The following is a 21,795-nucleotide window of genomic DNA, read 5'->3' as shown; positions in this document are numbered from 1 at the left end:
CCCGCCTCCCGGGGGAAGGGCTGTCATATGCCTGCACAGTGTGCCACGCGTTGGATGACACTGACAGAGCGAGTCAATCGGTTTGAAATTATCAGAACGATGGTTGCGGGGTGATGGCTTCACCACGCATAGTGAGCACGTGACCCATCTCACCCTCTATGGCGAGGGCTCCCAACCACCCATGTCCACAACGTCGTTGAGTTGTCCGGCCAGACGGTCGGCGCCGAGCGATGGGGAACCCGCAGATCGCCGTGGCTCGAAACAGGGACGGTCACGGTGACGCATCACGCACAGCCGGTAAGCGGGCGCCAAGGCGCCGTGGTCAACGTCGGGTTGGCCGCGGCTCTGAAGGAATCCGGGTGCTCCTACGCCTCATTGGCCCTGCGGGTCAATGAACTGGGCCGTAGGCAGGGGCGCGAGTCGAACTACGACAAGGCGTCCGTCACCCGCTGGCTGCAAGGCGGACAGCCGCGTGGCACCACGCCGGAGCTGATCGCCGCCGTGCTCTCCCACCGGCTCGGCAGGCCCGTGGCCCCCGCCGAGCTGGGGTTCATCTCCGACCGACAGCGCCCGGTCGTGGCTCGCGCGCTGGCCTACCGGGAGGACGTAGCAGAAACCTTGCACACGCTCGCCGAACTCGGCTCCACCGACATATCCCGCCGCAGCCTGCTGGGTGCGGTGCCCTTCGTCGCCGGCGCACTGGTGACCCCGCAGCGCGAATGGCTGCTGTGGCTGGTCGAGAACCAGGACACCGCCCGGCTCGCACCCGCGGCCGAAGGCGGCCGCGTCGAACAGGTCCACGCGGCGATCAACATGTTCGACGAGATGGACAATCGCTTCGGCGGCGGCCAGGTCCGCGCCAGCATCGTGCTCTATCTGTCGACCGAGGTCGTCCCCATGCTCCAGCAGCGCGGCGCACCCCCCCAGGAGCGGCGCCAGCTGTTCACCGCCGCCGCCAAGCTGGCCGCCATGGCCGGCTGGAGCAGCTATGACAACGCCGAATACGGCCTGGCCCAGCGCTATATGACCCAGGCGCTGCGGCTGTGCGCCGAGGGCGGCGACCGGGTCCTGGGCGGTCAGATCCTGGCCGGCCTGTCCCATCTGGCGACCAACCTGGGCCAGCCCGAGGCGGGGGTCGAGTTGGCCCGGGTCGGTGTCGCCACGGCCAAGCACGCCGGAAGCCCGCTCGGGCTGATGCGGCTGCACGCCATGGCCGCCCGGGGCTACGCCGCCCTGGACCAGCCCCGGGAGGCGTCCAAGTCGCTGCGCGCGGCCGACGCCCAGCTGGAGGCCAGCCAGGGCTCCGAGCAGGAGTCGCCCTGGGTGCGCTTCCTCGACCACCACTATCTGGCGGCCGAGGCGGCGCTGTGCTTCCGCGACCTGGGCAATGCCACCGAGGCCGAGCACGCCGCCGCCGAATCCGTGCGCGCCAACGCCGACCGGCGCCGGCGCCAGGCCATCAGCAGATCCGTGCTGGCGACGTCCTACCTCCAGCAGAACCGGCTGGACGAGGCCGTCGGCACCGCGGGCGAGGCGCTGGACACGCTCAGCGGGGTGCACAGCGAGCGCTCCATCCAGGCGCTGCGCGACTTCCGCACCCGGTTGCGGCCACACCGCGGGGAGCCCATGGTCCGGGAGTTCGAGCAGCGCTCGCGGACGGTGCTCGGCGTGGCCGCCTGAGGCTCCGGGCCCCGGGGCTTCGCCCCGCCCGGGGCCACGGCGAAGTCTCCGGCCGCTCCGCGTGAGCGGCCGGTGACGTGTCCGGAGCGCCTCCGCTCGGGGGAGCGCCGGGGGGTCAATACCCTCCCGGCGTGGGGGCGTTCTGGGCTCGGTCGACGGGCAGATGCGCACCGGAGACCCCACTGGAAGCGTCCGAGAGCAGGAACGCCACGACCTGGGCGACCTCCCGCGGGGTGACCAGTTCACCGCGTGGCAGCTCGGCCGTGAACCGGGCGTATGCCTCGGGCTCTTCGGTGCGCATCCGGTCCCACCGCTTCCCGGGGATCAGCATGGACCCCGGGGAGACGGCGTTCACCCGGATCCCGTCCGGGCCCAGCTCGCGGGCGAGCGAGGCCGCGAGATGGATCTGGGCGGCCTTGGCCGCCCCGTACTGCGCCTGGGGTCCCGGCTTCCAGCCGGAGATGGAGGCGATCACCACCACGGAGCCGCCGCCCGCGCGGCGCAGATGCGGCACCGCGGCCTTCACCAGCCGCGCCGTATGACCCACGTTCATCTCCCAGGTCAGCGACCAGTCCCGGGGACCGGCGTCCTCGATGCCGCGGCCGCGGGCGCCACCGGCGCAGGCCACCACGCCGTCAAGACCGCTGAAACGTATCCCCGCCGCATCGACGAACTCCTCCAGCGGCCCCGGCTCGGTGACGTCCAGCGTACGGGTGAACAACTCGCCATGGCCCTCGGCGCTCAGGGACGCCGCGAGCGCCCGCAGATCCTCCGGTGTCCGCGCACAGGTGGCCAATCGCGCCCCACCGGCGGCCAGGAGTCGTACGATCTGTTCACCCAGCCCCCGGGAGCCGCCGGTCACCAGGACCCGTTTGGCGTCCACGCCGGACCGTTCCCCCGGGCCGAGCCGCCCCTCGCGGCCGTCGCTCACGCTTGCCACGTCCGGACCGTACAGCCCGAACCACTACGCCCGTACAACCGGACAACCCCCATGCCCTCTCGCCCACCGGCCGGTCCAACCGTTTGTCTACATGAACGGCGACCGACGGCGCTTTGCGCTGCCTTCGAAGGAGGAACCATGCCGGTATCCGGCACTCACCGCGACCGGGCCGTCTCCGTCCGTGGCAGCTGGTCCAGGCGGGTCGGGTGGGGTGTGCGCACCACCTGTCACCAGCTCAGATGCCAGGCGGTCGGTCGCCAGAATGCGCTTACCCGCTCACCGGGGCATCAACCGCTCCATGGGCCCGTATGCCACCACAGCCCGCAGACCGACGAGGAGCGTGAGGACCGACACCGTGAGCCGATCCTTTCCAGGGCTGTCGCACAGGCCGGCGTCGGCCGATGAGGAGAGCGAGACGATGGGCGCGAGCCATGGCATCGCGGTCTCCGCGGACCGCCCGCGAACCGATCCGGTTACCCGGCCGCGAGCTGATCCGCTTACCGGGCCGCGAGCCGATCCGGTTACCGCGCCGGGAGCCGATCCGGTTACCGGGCCGGCCGCCGCGGCGATCCCCGTCCCCTGCACTGGAGGGGAGAGGACGGTGATCCCGCTGGACACCCGCCGGCTCTTCCGGGCGGAGTTCCCCGCCCTTCCCGACCGCGCCGCCGCCGTACGCCGGATGGTCGCCGGGCATCTGCGCGACTGGCGGCTCGGCGCGATCGTGGACCATGTCGTCCTCGCCACCAACGAACTGTTCGCCAACGCCGTGGAGCACGGCAGCTCCGGCCCCGCCGACACCGTCACCGTCACCGTCTCGCTGGAACGCTTCGGCCGTGAGCTGCGGGTGGAGGTGGCCGACGGCTCGCCCGTGATCCCCGTCGCCCGCAAGCCGGAGCCGACCGAGGAGTCCGGACGAGGACTGGCCATCGTCGAGGACCTCGCCCTCGACTGGGGCACCGAGCCGCCCGACCCCGGAGGCCGGGGGAAGAAGGTGTGGTTCACCCTGCCGCTGGTGACCAGCTCATGAACGCGGGGGCGCGCGGTGACCGCCGGATGCGGGTCACCGTGGAGGCCGACGCGGCCGAATGGCTGCTGGCCGCGAGCGACGACCCCGGGCGGGTGCGGGTGCAGTGGGCCAGCGGCGGCGGCCTCGCCGATCTGCCGGTGGGCCCCGTCTTCGACCTGGTGCGGATGTGCGACGACATCGGCACCGCGGTGATCCAGGTGCTGCGGCGGCGCGACGCGGTGGGGCCGGTGATGCTCGCCACCGCCAGCCATGTGCTCTCCTTCCTCGTGCCGCCCGGATCGGCGGCCGAGTGGAAGGGCTGGCTGGCCGGGACGGCGTACGCCCGCCGCCGCGCGGTGGCCGCGGCCGGGCCCGGCCGGGTGCTGCGCTGCCCCAGGCCCGGCTGCGTCCGGCAGGGCCATGTCTGGCTGATCCGGCCCGGCGGCCCGCTCACCGACAGCCGTACCCTGCGCGCCGCCCTGGAGGAGGCCATCGACCGGCCCGTCCCGGATGCGCTGTTCCGCTAGGGCCTGTCCGGTGGACCTCGGCGCCCGCCGACATCGGCGAGGGACGCCGCGGGCCCGTGGCGGTCCGCCGGACAGGGATGACGGGGTGCCAAGCGGCCTCGATGACGTCCGGTGCGGTTCGGGTGGGCCCCGAAGGGGCGCGGGGCGGTATCGATATACCGCTCCGCCGCGGCTGTGTCGATATGCGGCTCCGCCGCGTCGGCGACCGGCCACGACACGGCCGCGGAGGAACGACCGCACCTCGCGGCACTTCCCGCGGAGCGCTCAGGCGGCGGGCGCCGGGGCGAAGGCGGCGCGGTGTGCCTCGGCGAAGGCGCGGAAGGAGCGGGGAGCGCGTCCCGTGACCCGCTGGACGGTGTCGGTCGTCCGGTCCTCCGCGCCGTGCCGGATGTCCTCGTCCAGCCCGGCGAGCACCGCGGCGAACTCCGCCGGTATCCCCATCGCCTCCAGCCTCTTCCGCAACTCCCCGGCCTCCACCGCGGCATGGCGGACCGGCCGCCCGGAGACCTCGGTCACGATGCGCGCCGCCTCCGCGTAGCCGAGCGCCTCGGGGCCGGTGATGACGTGGTCCGTGTTGTGCGGGCGGTCGTCCAGCAGGGCCCGGGTGGCGACGGCGGCGATGTCCCTCGCGTCGACGAAGGCCACCCTGCCGTCCCCGGTGGCGGTGACGATCTCGCCGTCGCCGCGGATGGCGTGGGCCACCGCATGGTCACCGGTGAAGTTCTGCATGAACCACGAGGGCCGCAGCACCGCCCACTCCGGAACGGTCTCCTTCACCAGCGTGTGCAGCGCGCCGAGGCCCGTGGGCGCCTCGGGGACCGCGGAGGAGCTCAGCAGCACCACCCGCCGTACGCCCTGGGCGACAGCGGTGTTCAGGAACGGCTCGACCATGGGCCGCGGCTCGGCCACCCCCAGGGGCGAGACGAGATAGATCCGCTCCACGCCGTCCAGCGCCGCCGCATGGCCGGCCGGGTCGTGCCAGTCGAACCGGACGGTCTCGCCCGCCCCGGCCGCGGCCTCGGGCCGCCGGGTGGCGGCCAGCGCCCGCACGCCCTGGGCGCGCACCATCCGCAGCACCTCGGAGCCGGTGTTCCCGGTGGCGCCGAGGACCAGAACAGTGGGTTCAGTCATCGGTCCGGTCCTCCTCGGCACCGAAGCCGACCTCGCTGAGCATCAGCGGGTTCCAGTAGTCGCGGTACGAGGCGATCTCGCCGTTCCGGACGGTGATGACGGCGATGTACGAGGGGCGCAGCGGACGGCCGGACGAAACGGCCACGGCGTCCATCGAGAACTCCACGATCAGCACCTCGGGGTCCTCGGTGCGGTGGATGACCTGATGTGCGACGCCGCGCAGATCGATGTGGTCGGCGTAGTCCCGCACATATGCGCGCACGGCCTCACGCCCTTCCAGCAGGCGCGGCCGGCCGGCCGGAGCGAAGGGGAACTCCATGGTGCCGTCGACGGCCCACAGGTTCGCGAATCCCATCATGTCGTGGTCGAGCAGCAGTTCCTTCGCCCGCTCGAACACCTTGATGCGGTCGTCCATGACCTACTTCTTTCTCACAGGGGAATGTCATCACCAACGGACGGAACGGTACCGTCCCGTCCGTCCATCATAGAACGAGACGGTACCGTCCCGTCCATCTGTTAACCTCGAAGCCATGTCGGACACCAACCGGCGCCCCCCGAGCGGCGCCGCCACCCTGCGTGCGGACAAGACCGCCGCCATCGCCGAGGCCGTTCTGGACGAACTCGCGGAGCACGGATACGGCCGGCTGTCGATGGAGGCCGTGGCCAAACGGGCCGGAGTGGGCAAGAGCGCCCTGTACCGGCGGTGGCCCTCCAAACAGCGGATGGTCATCGCGGTCGTATCGGAGCTGAGCGTCGCCCTGGTCGAGGAGCCCGACACCGGATCCCTGCGCGGCGATGTGCTGGCCGCACTGCACGCGGTCGCCGACTGGCTGACCCATCCGCGGTTCTCGCGGATCCTGCCGGACCTGATCGCCGAGGCGCAGCGGGACGAGGAGCTGTTCCAGGCCCTGGCCCGCTGCGTCGGCGAGCCGCGGCGCGCCCGCGCCATCGGCATGCTGGACCGGGCGGCCGAGCGCGGTGAGCTGCCGCGGGACCTCGACCGCGAGCTGGCGCTCGATCTGCTCGGCGGGCTGGTCTACTGGCGCGTCTCGGCCCGTGGGGCGGCCCTGGAGCCCGGCTACTTCGAGCGCGCCGCCGATATGGCGCTGCGGGCCCTGGGCGCCCGGCCGCACGGGGAGTGACGGCCGGGGCGGGGCCGTTGGGCGCGCGGGGCGCCACGTCGGCGGGGCGCCTCCGCTGACGGATGTCTCCTCCGGTGGGGCTCCTCCTCGGCCAGGGGGCGACTCCCGAGGGGCTCCTCCTCCGGATGGGCCGGAGAACGGGCATGGCGGTGCGCGGCCCCGCATCATCGCTTAGTGACGAGCGGTGGTGAGCCGCCGCGCGTCCTCGACCCTAGGAGCCCCCATGTCAACCGGCCTCTCCGTCCATATCGGACTCAACCAGGTCGACCCCGCCGCCTACGACGGCTGGAGCGGTGAGCTGGGCGCCTGCGAGCAGGACGCCGTCGACATGGCCGGGATCGCCGACGCCGCGGGGTTCGATGTGACCGACCCGCTGCTGAGCCCGGCCGCCACCGCGGAGACCGTCACCGCCACCCTGGAGGCCGCGGCCGGGCGGCTGGCCGAGGGGGACATCCTCTTCCTCACCTACTCGGGCCACGGCGGTCAGGTGCCCGATCTCAACCACGACGAGACCGGGGACCGGCTGGACGAGACCTGGGTGCTCCACGACCGGCAGCTGGTCGACGACGAGCTCTTCGAGCTGTTCGGAAAGTTCGCCAAGGGGGTGCGGATCTGGCTGCTCTCCGACAGCTGCCACAGCGGCACCGTGGCCCGGCGGCTGCCCGAGCTGCTCAGCGCCCAGGAGCTCGACCGGCGCTTCAGCACCGCCGACCCCGCGGAGGTCGGCCGCAGGATCCGGGCCATGCCCCAGTCGGTGCAGTCCGCCGTCTACCGGCGCGACCGGGACGCCTACGACCGCATCCAGAACACCCGCACCGCCAAGGACCTCGCCAGAATCGACGCCAGCGTGCTGCAGATCTCCGGCTGCCAGGACAACCAGACCTCCGCCGACGGAATCGTCAACGGCCTGTTCACCGCCACGCTGCTGGAGGTCTGGCGGGGCGGTGCCTTCGCGGGCAGCTACCGCGGACTGCACCGTGAGATCGTCAAGCGGATGCCGCCCGACCAGACGCCCCACCTCTTCCAGGTGGGCGCGCCGAACTCCGCCTTCGCCCGGCAGCGGCCCTTCACCATCTGATCCGGGATCTGTAGCGTGCCCGCGTCATACCCGTGTGCGGTGGCCCGCCGGGCGAGGTATGACAGTAGGAGGGCACGGCGAGCCGGTGAGGTGCCGGTATGACCACGCATGACCCTGTTGACCAGGAGGACGAGGCGGGTATCGGCAGCATGGCGACCGCCCCGGGAGGAGTGCTCGATCTGCTGCGGGTCGCCGCCGTGGCGCTGGACGTCGAGGGGCGGATCGCACTGTGGAGCCCGGAGGCTGAACAACTGTTCGGTTACCGCGCGGCCGAGGCGCTGGGGCGCCGCGCGGACAAGCTGCTGGTCCACCCGAAGGACCGGCGCGCGGCCGTGGAGCTCTTCGCACGCGTACGGGCGGGCGACACCTGGGCCGGCGTCTTCCCGGTCCGCCGCCCGGACGGCTCCACCCTGAAGGTGGAGTTCCGCACCATGGGCCTGCGCGACGCCCACGGCGAGGGCTACGCGCTCGGGCTGGCCGCCGACGAGGGGACCGTACGGCGGCTGGAGACCGATCTGGCCGTGTCCGGCTTCCTGATCGGACAGTCGCCGGTGGGGCTCGCGGTGTTCGACACCGAGCTGCGCTGGCTGCGCGCCAACCCGGCCCTCCAGCAGATGAACTCCATCACCGAGCCCCAGGTGCGCGGCCACCGCCTCGGGGAGGTGCTGCCCGGGCTCGACGTCGAGGCCATCGAGGCCGCGATGCGGCATGTGCTGGAGTCCGGTGAACCGCTGCTGGACCAGCAGAGCATCGGCCGGACCCCGGCCGACCCCGACCATGACCACGCCTGGTCGGAGTCGTACTACCGGCTGGAGGACCCCAGCGGCCGGATCCTCGGCGTCGCCGTCTCCATCATGGACATCTCCCGGCGCCACCGGGAGACCAGCGAGATCGCCGAGGCGCGCGAGCGGCTGGCCGTGATCGCCGACGCCAGCGTCCGCATCGGCACCACGCTGGATCTGCGGCAGACCGCCCAGGAACTCGCCGATGTGACCGTGCCCCGGCTCGCCGACCTCGCGGCCGTCGACGTCCTGGACTCCGTGGTGCACCGCGAGGCCACCCCCCGGGTGTGGGCCGACGGCTCCGCCCGCTTCCGGGCGCTGGCCGTCGCCGCCGGCTACCCCACCGACGCCGTCCACGCGGCGGACCCGGTCGGCGAGATCGCCCGCTACGAGCCCACCCGGCTGATCACCCAGTGCGTCCGCGAGGCCCGGCCGATCCTGGTGCCGCACGTGACCGAGCAGGACGTCCGGCGGATCGCCCGGGACGACGACGCCGCCCGGGTGCTGCTGCGCGAGGGCGTGCACTCGTACATCGCCGCCCCGCTGATCGCCCGCGGCAGTGTGCTCGGCACCCTCAGCCTGCACCGCACCATCAACCCCAGGCCGTTCGACGAGGAGGACCTCACCCTCGCCTGCGAACTGGCCATCCGCGCCGCCCTGTGCATCGACAACGCCCGGCTCTACGCCCGCGAACGCGACGCCGCGCTCACCCTCCAGCGCAGCCTGCTCTCCCAGCAGCCGCGCGACCTGGACGGCCTGGAGATCGCCTCCCGGTATCTGCCCGCGGTCAGCGCCGCCGGCGGCGACTGGTTCGATGTGCTGCCGCTCCCGGACGGCCGGGTCGGGCTGGTGGTCGGCGACGTGATGGGCAAGGGCATCCACGCCGCGGCGATCATGGGCCAGCTGCGCACCGCCACCCGGGCCTTCTCCCGGCTCGACCTGCCCCCGGCCCAGGTGCTGTGCCATCTCGACGAGATCACGCCCAGCCTGGGGGAGTCCATCGCCACCTGTCTCTACGCGGTCTGCGATCCGCGCACCGGGCGGTGCGAGATGTCCACGGCCGGCCATCTGCCGCCGGTGCTGGTGCATCCCGGCGGGGACGCCGAACTCATCGACATCCCCACCGGCGCGCCGCTGGGCGTCGGCGGCGTCCCCTTCGCCTCGGTGGAGCGGGAGCTGGCCGAGGGGGCGCTGCTGGCCCTGTTCACCGACGGCCTGGTGGAAAAGCGCCATCAGTCCCTCGACGTCGGACTGCACACCCTGGTCCAGCTGCTGCGCCGGCACCAGGGCCCGCTGGAGCGGATCTGCGACCAGGTGCTGGCCGCGCTGCACGGGGCGCCGGACGACGATGTGGCCCTGCTGCTGGCCCGGCTGCGCCGCCCTCGCCTGCCGGAGACGTCCGTGGTTACCGTGGAAAGTGGCTGAACAAGGGCCGACACAGCACCCACCCCATCGATGAAACGACGTCCCGATGGCTCAGCTCGCCCGCCGCTTCACCGTAGTGACCGCCCTGGCGGCCGTCGCCCTGGGGACCACGGCCTCCCTCGCCGGTGCCACGGAGCCGGACCCCAGGCCCACCCCCAAGGTCGCGGTCATCGGCACGGGAGGCACCATCGCGGGCGTCAGCAAGTCCAAGGTGTCCTTCGACGACTACGAGGCGGGGAAGCTCCGGGTGTCCCGGCTGGTCAACGACCTCAGGCCCGAGGTGAACCGGATCGCGGACGTGACCACCCAGCAGTTCGGCAACAAGGACTCCAACAACTACACGATCGCCGAGTACCGCCGCCTCACCGCCGCCGTCGACCACGCCCTGAAGTTCAACGACGGGGTGGTGGTCACCACCGGCACCGACACCATGGAGGAGTTCGCGTACTGGCTGGACCTGACCGTCCGCAGCGACAAGCCCGTGGTGCTCACCGGCTCCATGCGGCCCTGGACGGTGATCGGCTCCGACGCCCCGGCCAACCTCTACAACGCCATCCACCTCGCGGCCAGCGGGCGCACCACCTGCTTCGGCGCCGTGGTGATGCTCAACGACCAGATCCACGCCGCCCGCGAGGTGCGCAAGTCCGACACCCTGCGGCTGAACGCGTTCAGCAGCGGCAGCAGCGGGGAACTCGGCGTCATCGACCAGAACCACATCCGCGTCGACCGGGCACCCGCCCGGGTCGAGCAGTGCGGCAAGCCCGGCTGGAAGACCCCGTTCGACCTCGACCGGATCGCCCGGCGGCCGCTGCCCAAGGTCGATATCGCCTACAGCTACCAGGGCGCCGGACCCCAGGCCATCAAGGCGTTCGCCGACGCCGGGGCGGCCGGGATCGTCACCGCGGGCACCGGGGCGGGCGGACTCTCCCCGGCCATGACCGAGGCCCGGGACGACGCCGTCAAGAACGGGGTGGTCATGGTCTCCGCCTCGCGCACCGGCTCCGGCGCGGTCTACGACCCCGATGTCCACGGCGTCATCGGCGCCCAGGACCTGACCCCGCAGAAGGCCCGGCTGCTGCTGCTTCTCTCGCTCGCCACCACCCACAACGAACATCGGATCCAGACCTGGTTCCACACCCTGGGCACCGGCCAGTTCACGGTCCGCCACCAGGGGGTGTCCGACGGGCCGTGACGCCCGCGGCGGGCTGTTCCCCTCCCCGCCCCTTCCCTCAACTGGGGCTCCGCCCCAGGCCCCGGGGTCGGGGGCGAAGCCCCTGGCAGCGGGAAGGGCGAGGGGAGGGAAGTATCGATGCGCGCGGCTCCGCCGCGGCCCGCCCGACCCTAGGGGCGGGCCACGCTGCCCCGGAAGGTGGAGCGGTAGGCGCTCGGTGACACCCCGAGGGCGGTGTGCAGATGCTGCCGCAGCGAGGCGGCGGTGCCGAAGCCCGCGTCCGCCGCGATCCGGTCCACCGGCAGATCGGTCTCCTCCAGCAGCTGCCGGGCGCGCTCGAGGCGCCGCTGGGTCAGCCACTGCACCGGGGTCATCCCCACCTCCTCGCGGAACCGCCGGGAGAAGGTCCGTACGCTCATCGATTCCCGCTCGGCCAGCTCCCGCAGGGTCGGCGGTCGGTCGAGCCGGGTCAGCGCCCAGGCGCGGGCCGCGCCGGTGGAGCCGCCGCGCTGCTCCGGCACCGGCCGCCGGATGAACTGCGCCTGGCCGCCGTCGCGATGCGGCGCCACGACCGAGCCGCGGGCGACCTCGCCCGCCACCGCCGCGCCGTGGTCGCACCGGATCATATGCAGGATCAGGTCGATACCGGCGGCGTCCCCGGCCGAGGTCAGCACCTCGCCCTCGTCCGCGTAGAGGACGTCCGGATCGAGCGCGACGGCCGGGAACAGCTCCCGGAACCGGTCGACCTCCTGCCAGTGGGTCGTCGCCCGGCGGCCGTCCAGCAGCCCCGCGGCCGCCAGCACGAACGCCCCCGTGCAGATCGAGGCGATCCGGGCGCCGGGGCGGATCCGGGCGAAGGCGCCGGTGAGCGGGGCGCCCAGACGGCCCTCGGTCTGGGGCTCGTCCGGTTCGTTGGCGGCCGGGACGAGCACGGTGTCGGCCTCGCCCAGCGCGTCCGGGCCATGGGCGACCCGCATCGTGACATCGGAGTCGGTGCGCACCTCACCGGGGACCAGTGCGCAGGTCACCACCTCGTACAGCGGCTCGCCGGCGGCCGATACGGCCCGGCCGAACAGCCGGTGCGCCATGCCCAGCTCGAACGGCAGCAGCCCGTGGCGCACCAGCACCGCCACCCGATGGCGGCCGGGATGAGCGAAGACGGACATGGCGCGATTCTCGCAGACGCGCGAATCCGGCCATCACTTCTTGGCCCGGCTCGGCTGCACCCGCTTCGGCTCGCCCGCCATCTTCGGATGCTCCGGCGGATAGGGGAGGTCGCCGAGCCCATGCTCCCGCTCGTCCCGCGTGGCCAGCTCCAGCACGGACTCCAGCCGGAAGGCGTGCTCGTCCATGTCCGCGTGCACATCGCCCAGCTCGCGGTAGCGCACCGGCATGGTGGCCAGGTCGAAATCGCGCGGCCGGGCGTCGGGGACCTCCTCCCAGCGCAGCGGCGCGGAGACCGGGGCATGGGGGCGGGGGCGCACCGAGTAGGCGCTGGCGATGGTGCGGTCCCGGGCGGTCTGGTTGTAGTCCACGAAGATCTTCCGGCCGCGCTCCTCCTTCCACCACTTGGTGGTCACCCGCTCCGGATCCCGCCGCTCCAGCTCCCGCGCGATCGCGATCGCGGACCGCCGCACCTGCGTGAAGGTCCACTCCGGCGCGATCGGGACGAAGACGTGCAGCCCCCGGCCGCCCGAGGTCTTGGGCCACCCCCGCAGCCCCAGCCCGTCCAGCACCTCGCGCAGCTGCTGCGCGGCCCGTACCGCGTCCTCGTAGTCGGTGCCCGGCTGGGGGTCGAGGTCGATCCGCAGCTCATCGGGGTGTTCGGTGTCCCCGCGCCGGACCGGCCACGGATGGAAGGTCAGGCTCCCCAGATTCGCCGCCCACACCACGGCCGCCGTCTCGGTGGGGCAGATCTCGTCCGCGTGCCGCCCGCTGGGGAAGGAGATACGGCCGGTCGGAATCCACTCCGGGAGGTTCTTCGGGGCCCGCTTCTGGAAGAACGACTCCCCGTCGACCCCGTCCGGATAGCGCTCCAGCGTCGTCGGCCGGTCCCGCAGCGCCCGCAGCGCGCCCTCGCCGACCGCCAGGTAGTAGCGGGCGAGGTCCAGCTTGGTGAACCCGCGCTCCGGGAAGTACACCTTCCCGGGGTTGGTCACCCGCACCGTGCGACCGCCGACCGTGAGCTCCACCGACTCTGCCATACGGCCACGCTAGGCCCGCCCGCCCGGGGCCGCCTCCCGGCGGGCGCTGGGTCCGTCGCAGGAGCACAATCGGACATCATGGACCTTCCGGTGATGCCTCCCGTCGAGCCGATGCTGGCCAAGGCCGTGGCCACGATCCCGCCCGGGATGCGGTACGAGGGCAAATGGGACGGCTTCCGGGCCATCGTCTTCCGCGACGGGGACGAGATCGAGATCAGCAGCCGCACCACCAAGCCGCTCACCCGCTACTTCCCCGAACTGGCCGAGGCGCTGCTCGAAAACCTGCCCCCGCGCTGCGTCCTCGACGGCGAGATCGTCATCGTGCGCGGCGGACGGCTGGACTTCGACGCCCTGCTGGAGCGGATCCACCCCGCCGACTCCCGGGTGCGGATGCTGGCCGAGACCACGCCGGCCAGTTTCGTGGCGTTCGACATCCTCGCCCTCGGCGACGCCTCGCTGATGGAAGCCCCGCTCAGCGAACGCCGCGAGGCACTGACCGAGGCGCTGCGCGACGCCGCGGACCCGGTGCACCTGGCCCCCTGCACCGACGATCTCGACGTCGCCCGGCAGTGGTTCGAGAGTTACGAGGGCGCGGGGCTCGACGGTGTCGTGGCCAAGAGCCCCGACCTGCGCTACCGCCCCGGCGAGCGCGTGATGGCCAAGGTCAAGCACGAGCGCACCGCCGACTGTGTGGTGGCCGGGTACCGCGTCCACAAGTCCGGCCAGGGAGTGGGCTCGCTGCTGCTCGGCCTGTACGACGCCACCGGCCGGCTCCAGCACGTGGGCGTCAGCGCCGCCTTCACCGCGCGCCGCCGCCAGGAGCTGCTGGCCGAGCTGGAGCCGCTGGCCATGGAGACCGTCGAAGGCCACCCCTGGGCCGACTGGGCGCGCGAGGAGGCCCACGCCAAGGGCCGGATGCCGGGCGCGCCCAGCCGCTGGACCGGGGTCAAGGATCTGTCGTGGCTGCCGCTGCGCCCGGAGCGGGTGTGCGAGGTGGCCTACGACCACATGCAGAGCGGCCGCTTCCGGCACACCGCCCGCTTCCGGCGCTGGCGCCCGGACCGGGAGCCCGGCCAGTGCACCTACGAACAGCTGGAGGAGCCGGTCTCCTACGATCTGCGGCAGGTGCTGGGGTCGGCCGACGGGTAGCGGCTGTCCGTCAGCGCCCGCCGCCTACGGGGTGTCCGCCCGGTGGCCCGGATGCGGGAAGGGGCGGGGAGGGGAACAGCCCGCCGCAGGCGTTCCCCCAGCCGCGCCACGCGCGTCAGCGCTTGCCGCCCCGGGCCGGGTGCCTGGCCATCCGTACGAACCAGTCACGCGCCGCCTCGGCGGCCTCCTCCAGGGTTCCGGGCTCCTCGAACAGATGGCTCGCGCCGGGCACCACATGGATCTCGTGCGGGGCGGCGAGCATGGCGGCCGCCTGCTGGTTGAGCCGCAGCACCTCGTGGTCGTCACCGCCCACGATCAGCAGCACCGGCGCCCGCACCCGGTTCAGCGCACCGCCCGCGAGATCGGGCCGGCCGCCGCGGGAGACCACGGCCGCCGCCCGCTCCGGCCGCTCCGCGGCGGCCGTCAGCGCCGCCGCCGCTCCCGTACTGGCGCCGAACAGCCCTACCGGCAGCGCGGAGGTGGCCGGGTGCTCGCCGAGCCAGTTCATCGCGGCCACCAGCCGCCGGCTCAGCAGGGGGATGTCGAAGCGCAGTTCGGCGGTGATCGCGTCCACCCGCTCCTCGGCGTCGGTGAGCAGATCGAACAGCAGGGTGGCCAGATCCGCGTCCTGCAGCACCCGGGCCACCGCGCGATTGCGCGGGCTGTGCCGGGAGCTGCCGCTGCCGTGGGCGAACGCGACGACGCCGATGGGCTGGTCGGGAAGGGCCAGATCGCCCACGAGCATGGCGTCGTCCGCGGCGATACGGGCGGTCTCGGAGCGCATCGGCCACCTCCTGCCGGGGTTGCGGGGCTGGGCTTGCGGCTAGGCGTAGGCCATGAGCCCTTGCCGCAGCTCGCTGTAGAGCCGGGAGAGCCTGCGGGATATGTGCATCTGCGAGAAGCCCAGGATCTCACCGATCTGACTCTGCGAAAGCCCGGCGAAGAACCGCAGATAGAGGACGTAGCGGTCCTGCTCCGACAGCTCGGCGATCAATACCCGCAGCGCCTCGCGGTTGACGACGCGTTCGATCGCGGCGTCGTCCGCGCCCACCGTCTCGGCGAGCAGCCGCTCCTCGGCGCCCTGGACCGCGGCGTTGAGGGACAGCGGGGTGCAGGAGGCACTGGCCTCCAGTCCCGCCTTCACATCCTCCTGGGGCATACCGGTGCGGAGGCAGATCTCATGGATGGTTGGGGTGCGCCCGCCGAGCTCCTGCTCCAGCGCGTCGCGCGCGGAGCGGGTGCGGGAACGGACCTCCTGGATGTTGCGCGGGATGTGCAGCGTCCACAGATAGTCGCGGAAGTGGCGCTTGAGCTCACCGGTGATGACGGGGATCGCATAGGAGGGGAAGGCATGCCCGAGGTCGGGGTTGTAGCGGTCGACGGCCTTCACCAGGGCCAGCGAGGCGACCTGGGTGAGGTCCTCCATGTTCTCGCCCTTGTTGCGGAAGCGCAGCGCAAGGCGTTTGGCGACGGGCAGCCAGGCGCAGATGATCGCCTCGCGCAGCGCGTCGCGCTCAGGTCCGGACGGGAGCCGGGACAGACGCAGGAAGGCACCGCCGGTGTCGGGAGTGTCGTCATGGCGTCGTTGGCGAGTCGCGGTTGCTGACATGGTCACTCGCCTCCGTGTTCCGATGTCACGGCGGTTCGCCACCAGATTCGCATGCGCCCTAACACCTCGCAATTCGACCAAATTGGTGACGGTGTGCACGCCTTTGGGTGGTATGCGCGTTTCATCTGGTTCGTTGCGATGGTGGCGGGGTATGGCCAGGGGATGAACACACGCCTTCGTCTCGCCCAGCAGTCCGAGGCGGACGCCCTGCTCGAGCGCGACCCACTTGCCCTGATGATCGGGATGCTGCTCGATCAGCAGGTGCCCATGGAGTGGGCGTTCTCCGGTCCGTACACCATCGCGGGGCGTCTGGGCAGGGACCGGCTGGACGCCCAGGAGATCGCCGCCCACGACCCCGAGCGGTTCGCCGCGCTGCTGTCGGAGAAGCCCGCCGTGCATCGCTACCCGGGCGCGATGGCCGGGCGCATCCAGCAGCTGTGCGGATATCTGGCCGAGCACTACGACGGCGACCCGACCGCCATGTGGCGCGATGCCGCCTCCGGTGCGGAACTGCTCCGGCGGCTGAACGAACTACCCGGTTTCGGCAAGCAGAAGGCGCAGATCTTCCTCGCGCTGCTGGGCAAGCGGCTGGGGGTGCGGCCCAAGGGCTGGCGGGAGGCCGCCGGGGCCTACGGCGAGGAGGGCTCGTATCGCTCGGTGGCCGATATCACCGGGCCCGAGTCGCTGGACAAGGTCCGCGCCCACAAGCAGGAGCTCAAGCGGCAGGCCAAGCAGGCCAAACAGGCCGAGGGCTGAGCGGGAGGCTGAGCGGGGGTCCTCTTGGCGGTGCCGGGCACTGGGCGGTGGCGGACTTCAGGCGGTGGCCAGGCTTCTCAGGCGGTGCCCAGCGCGTCCCGCAGGGTGTCCACGGCCAGGGTGAGCGCGGCCCGTGCGGCCCGCGTGTCGCGGAGCGCGTCCAGCATCACGAAGTCATGGATGATCCCCTGCATCCGCAGGGCGGTGACCGGCACCCCGGCCTCCCGCAGCTTGGCCGCGTACGCCTCGCCCTCGTCGCGCAGCACATCCGCCTCGCCGGTGATGACGAGGGCGGGCGGCAGCCCGGTGAGCTGGTCGGGGGCGGCGCGCAGCGGGGAGGCGGTGATCTCGGAGCGGTGCGCCGGGTCGGTCGTGTACTGGTCCCAGAACCACTTCATCGCCTCACGGGTGAGGAAGTAGCCCTCGGCGAACTCCTCGTAGGAGCCGGTGTCGAAGGCGGCGTTGGTCACCGGGTAGAAGAGGACCTGCCGCACCAGTGACAGATCGCCGCGCTCCCTGGCGAGCAGGGTGAGGGCGATGGCCATGTTGCCGCCCACCGAGTCCCCGGCCACCGCGATCCGGGAGGCGTCGAGCCCCGCGCCCTCGCCATGGGCCACGATCCACTGACCCACGGCGTAGCTCTGCTCCAGTGCCACCGGGTAGTGGGCCTCGGGGGAGAGGTCGTACTCGGGGAAGACGACCGCGGCGCCCACGCGGACCGCCAGCTCCCGGACCAGCCGGTCATGGGTGTGGGCGTTGCCGAACACCCAGCCCGCGCCGTGGATGTAGAGAATCACCGGCAGGGTGCCGACGGCATTCGGAGGGCGGACGATCCGCGCCTTGACGCCGCCCGCCGGGATGCCGCCGACGCTGATCCACTCCTCGTCCACCTCCGGTTTGGGCGCCTCACCGGACTGCACCTCGTCGAGCGTGCGACGGCCCTCCGCGGGCGTCATCTGGTACGGATACGGCGGTTTGGCGGTGGCCTCGGCGAACGCCGCGGCGGCGGGTTCGAGGACGGGCCGGGCCGGAGCGGTGATGGACATCGGATTCTCCTTTTCCGGTCCTATTCCGTCCGACGATCTCACCTCGGCCGCCGCGGCACCCACCGCTGTTACGCCACCCGGGCCTCCGTCGGACCCGGGTGGCCCATCGACGGCATCACCTGATCGGGCCCGGAGCGGGTGACGGATCGGGGACCGGGTCGGGGCCCGGCGGCTTGGGCACCGGATCGGGTGTCGGGCCCGGTGCGGGGCCGGGTGTGGGGTTGGGCGGCGGCTCGGGCGGAGGGGTGGGAATCGGGTCCGGCGGCGGCCCCGGAGGCGGTCCGGGCACGGGGCCCGGTGCGGGACCCGGCTCGGGGCCGCCCGGACCGGGCGACGGGGTCGGAGACGGCGGCCCGGGATCTCGCTGCGTCGGATGGATGAGGGTCGGGTCGGTCTGCCGTGCCACGGTGTCCTCCAAAACTCGTCGGCTGGTGGCCACGTCGTTTCCGGGGCGGGTGCCCCGGTCCCCCGGGATGTACGCATGGACGCGGCGCCGAACGCGCGAACGGCGGGGAAGGCGGGCGATAATTCCTCCGCCCGGCGGAAGCGGCGTCGCTAGCATCGCGCTCGTCATGCGACGTTTTCCTGATCCGGATCCCGGAAATCCAGACCATCGCTCACCCATATCCTATCTGTTATGGCTTGCCGCTTATCAGCGCAATGCCATATTCCTTGGCGCTCTCTATGGAATTGTCCATGTGCTGGCCCAGGCCCTGGTGCCCGCCGCCGTCGGCAAGGCCATCGACGCCGGGATCATCGCCCGTGACCAGCACGCACTCCTGTGGTGGGGTGGTGCGGTGGTGGCCCTCGGGACGATTCAGGCCGCCGCCGGAATTCTGCGCGACCGCGCCGCCCTCACCACTCGGCTGGGCGCCGCCTATCGCACCGCACAACTCATCGCACGCCAGGCCGCCCGGCTGGGGGCCACCTTGCCGAAACGGGTGGCCAAAGGCGAGATCGTGAATGCCGGAGTGGCCGATATCGGCCGGCTCGGGGAGGCGCTCGCCGAAACCGCCCGGGGCAGCGGCTCCGTCGTCGCCATCGCCGTCGTGGCGGCCATCCTGCTGCACACCTCCTGGCAGCTGGGCCTGGTGGTGCTGCTCGGGGTGCCGTTCATGGTGGGGACGGTGTCCCTGCTGATCCGCCCGCTGCACCGGCGCCAGCAACGGCTGCGCGAACAGCAGGCCGAGCTGACCGGCCGCGCCGTGGACATCGTCGGCGGGCTGCGGGTGCTGCGCGGCATCGGCGGCGAGGAGGTCTTCGCCGACCGCTATCGTGCCGACTCCCAGCGGGTGCGCGCCGCGGGGGTGGCGGTGGCCCGGGTGGAGGCCCTGCTCGAGGGCGCCAAGGTGCTGCTGCCCGGGCTGCTGACCACCGTCGTCGTCTGGCTGGGCGCGCACTACGTGGCGAGCGGGCGGATGGGCCCGGGCCAGCTCGTCGCCTTCTACGGCTACGCCGTCTTCCTGGTCGATCCGCTGCGCCGGCTCACCAACGCGGCCGGCCGGCTGACCCAGGGGCATGTGGCCGCGCGCCGTATCACGGCGTTTCTCGCGGTGCGGCCCGAGTTCGCCCTGGTGGCGGCCGACCCCGCTCCGTGCCGCGGAATCGCGTCGCACGACGGAACCAGTCCGTACGAGGGACCGGCTGCGTACGCGGGACCCGCTCCGTCCGCGGGGCCCGCCCCGTGCGACGAACCCGCCCCGCACGAGGGACGCCCGTACACGGGACCCGCCCCGCTCGCCGACCCCGTCTCCGGGCTGATCGTGGCACCGGGCCGGTTCACCGCCGTCGCCTGCGCGTCCCCCGCCGACACCGCCACCCTCGCCGCGCGGCTGGGCCGCTACACCGACTCCACCGTCACCCTCGGGGACACCCCGCTCGGCGATCTGCCCCCGGACGAGATACGCCGCCGCATCCTCGTCGCCGACAACGACGACCGCCTCTTCGCCGGTCCGTTGCGCGAGGAGCTCCGCGGCCGGGGGAGCGACGCGGAGCTGGCCCGGGCCGTCGAGGCCGCCTGTGCGCGGGACATCGCCGAGGCGCTCCCGGACGGGCTCGACGACCTCGTCGCCGAGTCCGGGCGCAACTTTTCCGGCGGCCAGCAGCAGCGGCTGCGCCTGGTGCGCGCGCTCATGGCCGACCCGGAGGTGCTGATCCTCGTCGAGCCCACCAGCGCCGTCGACGCCCACACCGAGGCCCGTATCGCGCGCGGGGTGAGCGACCTGCGCGCGGGACGGACCACGCTGGTGTTCACCACCAGCCCCGTCGTCCTCGACCGGGCGGACCACGTCGTCTACGTACAGAGCGCGAAGGCCGTCGCCCAGGGTTCGCACGGCGATCTGCTCACCGATGTCCGCTACCGGTCCGTCGTGGCGCGGGAGGAGTCGGCATGAGCACCCACACCCCGCTGCCGGTCGCCCCGGCCCGCGACACCCGCGCCTACGCCCGGCGGCTGGCGCTGCGCCACCCGCGCGAGCTCACCGCCGTGCTCGTCCTGTACGCGCTCGCCGCGGGCTGCGGACTGGTGGGCCCCCGGCTGCTGGGCGATCTGGTGGAGGACACCCGCGACGGCGGCGGCGCCATCACCCGTACGGCGCTGCTGATCTGCGCGTTCGTCATCGCCCAGGCGCTGCTGACCCATGCCGCGACGTATGCCGCGGCGCGGCTGGGCGAGAAGGTCCTGGCCGCGTTGCGCGAGCGGTTCGTCGCCGATGTGCTCGCCCTGCCGCCGGCCACCGTCGAACGGGCGGGCGCGGGCGATCTGGTCACCCGCACCATCCGGGACGTGGAGGTGCTCGCGGGCTGTGTCCGCCGCGCGGTCCCCGCCACCATGACCGCCCTGGTCACCATCGCCGTCACCTTCGGTGCCCTGGTGGTGGTGGGCCCGCTGCTGGCGTTCCCCTGTCTGATCGGGGTCCCGGTGCTGTGGGTCGCGGCCCGGTGGTTCTTCGGCCGGTCGCGCGAGGCGTTCCTGCGCCAGAGCGCGTCCTACGCCCGGATCACCGAGGGCCTCACCGAGACCGTCGAGGGAGCCCGTACGGTCGAGGCGCTGGGCCTGGCCGGGCGGCGCGCGGAGCGCACGGACCGGGACATCGCCGGGTCCTACGCGGCCGAGCGCCATACGATCGGCCTGCTCACGGTCTTTCTGCCGGTCATCGACACCGCCTATCTGCTGCCGGTGGCCGCGACCCTGGTGCTCGGCGGCCTCTTCGCGCTCCACGGCATGGTCTCGCTCGCCGCGGTCACCGCGGCCACCCTCTACGTCCAGCAGCTCCTGACCCCGGTCGACACGGTGCTGTACTGCCTGGGCGACCTCCAGGCGGGCGCCGCCTCACTGGCCCGGCTGCGGGGCGTCCACCGCGCCCCCGGGCCCCGAGCCGACGCACCCGCCACGGCCGCGCCCCGGCATCGGGGCCTGGCACTGCGCGGAGTGCGCTACGCCTACCGGGACGGCAGGGATGTGCTGCGCGGGATCGACCTGGAGATCGAGCCGGGGGAGCGGCTGGCGGTCGTCGGGCCGTCGGGCGCGGGCAAGTCCACCCTCGGCCGGCTGCTCGCCGGGATCCACGCACCGCGCACCGGCTCGGTGACGGTGGGCGGGGTGCCGCTCACCGCGCTCTCCCCGGACCGGCTGCGGGGCCAGGTGGCCCTGGTGACCCAGGAGACGTATGTCTTCTCCGGAACGCTCCGGGAGAATCTCCTCATCGTCAGGCCCGAGGCCGCCGACGCCGAGCTGGAGCGGGTGCTGGACGCGGTCGGGGCCCGGGAGTGGGCCCTGGAGCTGGGGCTGGACGCGCGGGTGGGGGCGGGTGGCGCGGCCCTGGCTCCGGACCGGGTCCAGCAGCTCTCCCTCGCCCGGCTGGTGCTGGCCGATCCGCACACCCTGGTACTGGACGAGGCCACCTCGCTGCTCGATCCGCGTGCGGCCCGCCGACTGGAGCGCTCCCTTGCCGCCCTGCTCGAGGGGCGCACCGTCGTCGCGATCGCCCACCGGCTGCACACCGCGCATGACGCCGACCGGGTGGCGGTGATGGAGGACGGGCGGATCAGCGAACTCGGCCCGCACCACGAGCTCGTGGCGCGCGGGGGTGCGTATGCCGCGCTGTGGGAGTCGTGTCACGGCCGCACGTGATGGGGGCGCGGCCCACG

The 21,795-nt window shown here is 72.8% G+C and carries 19 protein-coding genes; 11 read left to right on the top strand and 8 right to left on the bottom strand.

Translation table 11 applies throughout. The features are described from left to right. The first annotated feature begins 276 nt into the window (after positions 1-276). Entirely contained in the window at positions 277-1,680 is a 1,404-nt protein-coding gene (locus J8403_RS06025; RefSeq protein WP_211122230.1) for an NsdA family TPR-like regulatory protein, read from the top strand. A gap of 115 nt (positions 1,681-1,795) precedes the next feature. On the opposite strand, the gene J8403_RS06020 is transcribed toward J8403_RS06025, so the two are convergent. Then, positions 1,796-2,611: an SDR family NAD(P)-dependent oxidoreductase gene (locus tag J8403_RS06020; protein WP_211128097.1), complete on the bottom strand. Its 816-nt coding sequence runs from the start codon at positions 2,609-2,611 to the stop codon at positions 1,796-1,798. A gap of 610 nt (positions 2,612-3,221) precedes the next feature. Between J8403_RS06020 and J8403_RS06015 the strand changes: the two genes are divergently transcribed. Continuing rightward, positions 3,222-3,647 (top strand): ATP-binding protein, encoded by a 426-nt coding sequence (locus J8403_RS06015; RefSeq protein ID WP_246585715.1) that lies wholly within the window; start codon positions 3,222-3,224, stop codon positions 3,645-3,647. After that, on the top strand, positions 3,644-4,153 hold the full coding sequence (locus tag J8403_RS06010) for a hypothetical protein (protein ID WP_211122228.1): 510 nt from the start codon (positions 3,644-3,646) through the stop codon (positions 4,151-4,153). Before J8403_RS06015 ends, J8403_RS06010 begins: the two co-directional genes overlap by 4 nt. A gap of 264 nt (positions 4,154-4,417) precedes the next feature. Here J8403_RS06010 and J8403_RS06005 read toward each other — a convergent pair whose 3' ends face one another. Together J8403_RS06005 and J8403_RS06000 are read right to left on the bottom strand one after the other, a co-directional pair. Continuing rightward, positions 4,418-5,284, bottom strand: coding sequence for an NAD(P)H-binding protein (locus J8403_RS06005; RefSeq protein WP_211122227.1), 867 nt, complete (start codon positions 5,282-5,284; stop codon positions 4,418-4,420). Continuing rightward, positions 5,277-5,699, bottom strand: coding sequence for a nuclear transport factor 2 family protein (locus tag J8403_RS06000; protein WP_211122226.1), 423 nt, complete (start codon positions 5,697-5,699; stop codon positions 5,277-5,279). The genes J8403_RS06005 and J8403_RS06000 overlap by 8 nt, the downstream gene beginning before the upstream one ends. Positions 5,700-5,814: 115 nt before the next feature. On the opposite strand from J8403_RS06000, the gene J8403_RS05995 reads away from it, so the two are divergent. The 4 genes from J8403_RS05995 (at position 5,815) to J8403_RS05980 (ending at position 10,903) form a co-directional block, all read left to right on the top strand. Beyond that, on the top strand, positions 5,815-6,426 hold the full coding sequence (locus J8403_RS05995) for a TetR/AcrR family transcriptional regulator (protein WP_211122225.1): 612 nt from the start codon (positions 5,815-5,817) through the stop codon (positions 6,424-6,426). Between the two features lie 223 nt (positions 6,427-6,649). Beyond that, complete coding sequence (locus tag J8403_RS05990) at positions 6,650-7,504, top strand: caspase family protein (protein ID WP_211122224.1); 855 nt, start codon at positions 6,650-6,652, stop codon at positions 7,502-7,504. Positions 7,505-7,602: 98 nt separating this feature from the next. Continuing rightward, a complete protein-coding gene (locus tag J8403_RS05985; RefSeq protein WP_211122223.1) occupies positions 7,603-9,711 on the top strand; it encodes a SpoIIE family protein phosphatase in 2,109 nt (702 codons plus the stop codon). A 46-nt stretch (positions 9,712-9,757) separates the two neighbouring features. Beyond that, positions 9,758-10,903, top strand: coding sequence for an asparaginase (locus tag J8403_RS05980; protein WP_211122222.1), 1,146 nt, complete (start codon positions 9,758-9,760; stop codon positions 10,901-10,903). A 149-nt stretch (positions 10,904-11,052) separates the two neighbouring features. On the opposite strand, the gene J8403_RS05975 is transcribed toward J8403_RS05980, so the two are convergent. Together J8403_RS05975 and ligD are read right to left on the bottom strand one after the other, a co-directional pair. After that, on the bottom strand, positions 11,053-12,048 hold the full coding sequence (locus J8403_RS05975) for a GlxA family transcriptional regulator (RefSeq protein WP_211122221.1): 996 nt from the start codon (positions 12,046-12,048) through the stop codon (positions 11,053-11,055). Positions 12,049-12,081: 33 nt separating this feature from the next. After that, entirely contained in the window at positions 12,082-13,086 is a 1,005-nt protein-coding gene (gene ligD / locus J8403_RS05970; RefSeq protein WP_211122220.1) for a non-homologous end-joining DNA ligase, read from the bottom strand. 78 nt (positions 13,087-13,164) lie between these two features. Between ligD and J8403_RS05965 the strand changes: the two genes are divergently transcribed. Next, positions 13,165-14,235 (top strand): ATP-dependent DNA ligase, encoded by a 1,071-nt coding sequence (locus tag J8403_RS05965; RefSeq protein ID WP_211122219.1) that lies wholly within the window; start codon positions 13,165-13,167, stop codon positions 14,233-14,235. Positions 14,236-14,350: 115 nt separating this feature from the next. Here the strand turns inward: J8403_RS05965 and J8403_RS05960 are convergent, their stop codons facing one another. Both J8403_RS05960 and J8403_RS05955 read right to left on the bottom strand, forming a co-directional pair. Then, positions 14,351-15,019 (bottom strand): dienelactone hydrolase family protein, encoded by a 669-nt coding sequence (locus tag J8403_RS05960; protein WP_211122218.1) that lies wholly within the window; start codon positions 15,017-15,019, stop codon positions 14,351-14,353. 39 nt (positions 15,020-15,058) lie between these two features. Beyond that, positions 15,059-15,844: a sigma-70 family RNA polymerase sigma factor gene (locus tag J8403_RS05955; protein ID WP_059146221.1), complete on the bottom strand. Its 786-nt coding sequence runs from the start codon at positions 15,842-15,844 to the stop codon at positions 15,059-15,061. Positions 15,845-16,006: 162 nt separating this feature from the next. Here J8403_RS05955 and J8403_RS05950 point away from each other — a divergent pair, with 162 nt between their 5' ends. Further along, a complete protein-coding gene (locus J8403_RS05950; protein ID WP_211122217.1) occupies positions 16,007-16,600 on the top strand; it encodes an HhH-GPD-type base excision DNA repair protein in 594 nt (197 codons plus the stop codon). A gap of 77 nt (positions 16,601-16,677) precedes the next feature. On the opposite strand, the gene J8403_RS05945 is transcribed toward J8403_RS05950, so the two are convergent. After that, a complete protein-coding gene (locus tag J8403_RS05945) occupies positions 16,678-17,646 on the bottom strand; it encodes an alpha/beta hydrolase (protein ID WP_211122216.1) in 969 nt (322 codons plus the stop codon). A 572-nt stretch (positions 17,647-18,218) separates the two neighbouring features. Here J8403_RS05945 and J8403_RS05940 point away from each other — a divergent pair. Further along, positions 18,219-20,039, top strand: a complete 1,821-nt coding sequence (locus J8403_RS05940) for an ABC transporter ATP-binding protein (protein ID WP_211122215.1) — start codon at positions 18,219-18,221, stop codon at positions 20,037-20,039. After that, positions 20,036-21,778: an ABC transporter ATP-binding protein gene (locus J8403_RS05935; protein ID WP_211122214.1), complete on the top strand. Its 1,743-nt coding sequence runs from the start codon at positions 20,036-20,038 to the stop codon at positions 21,776-21,778. The genes J8403_RS05940 and J8403_RS05935 overlap by 4 nt, the downstream gene beginning before the upstream one ends. Positions 21,779-21,795 lie beyond the last annotated feature (17 nt).

The organism is Streptomyces yatensis, from assembly GCF_018069625.1.
GTDB lineage: Bacteria > Actinomycetota > Actinomycetes > Streptomycetales > Streptomycetaceae > Streptomyces > Streptomyces yatensis.
The sequence above is the reverse complement of the archived record's forward strand: the minus strand, read 5'-3'. Positions and strand labels throughout refer to the sequence as shown.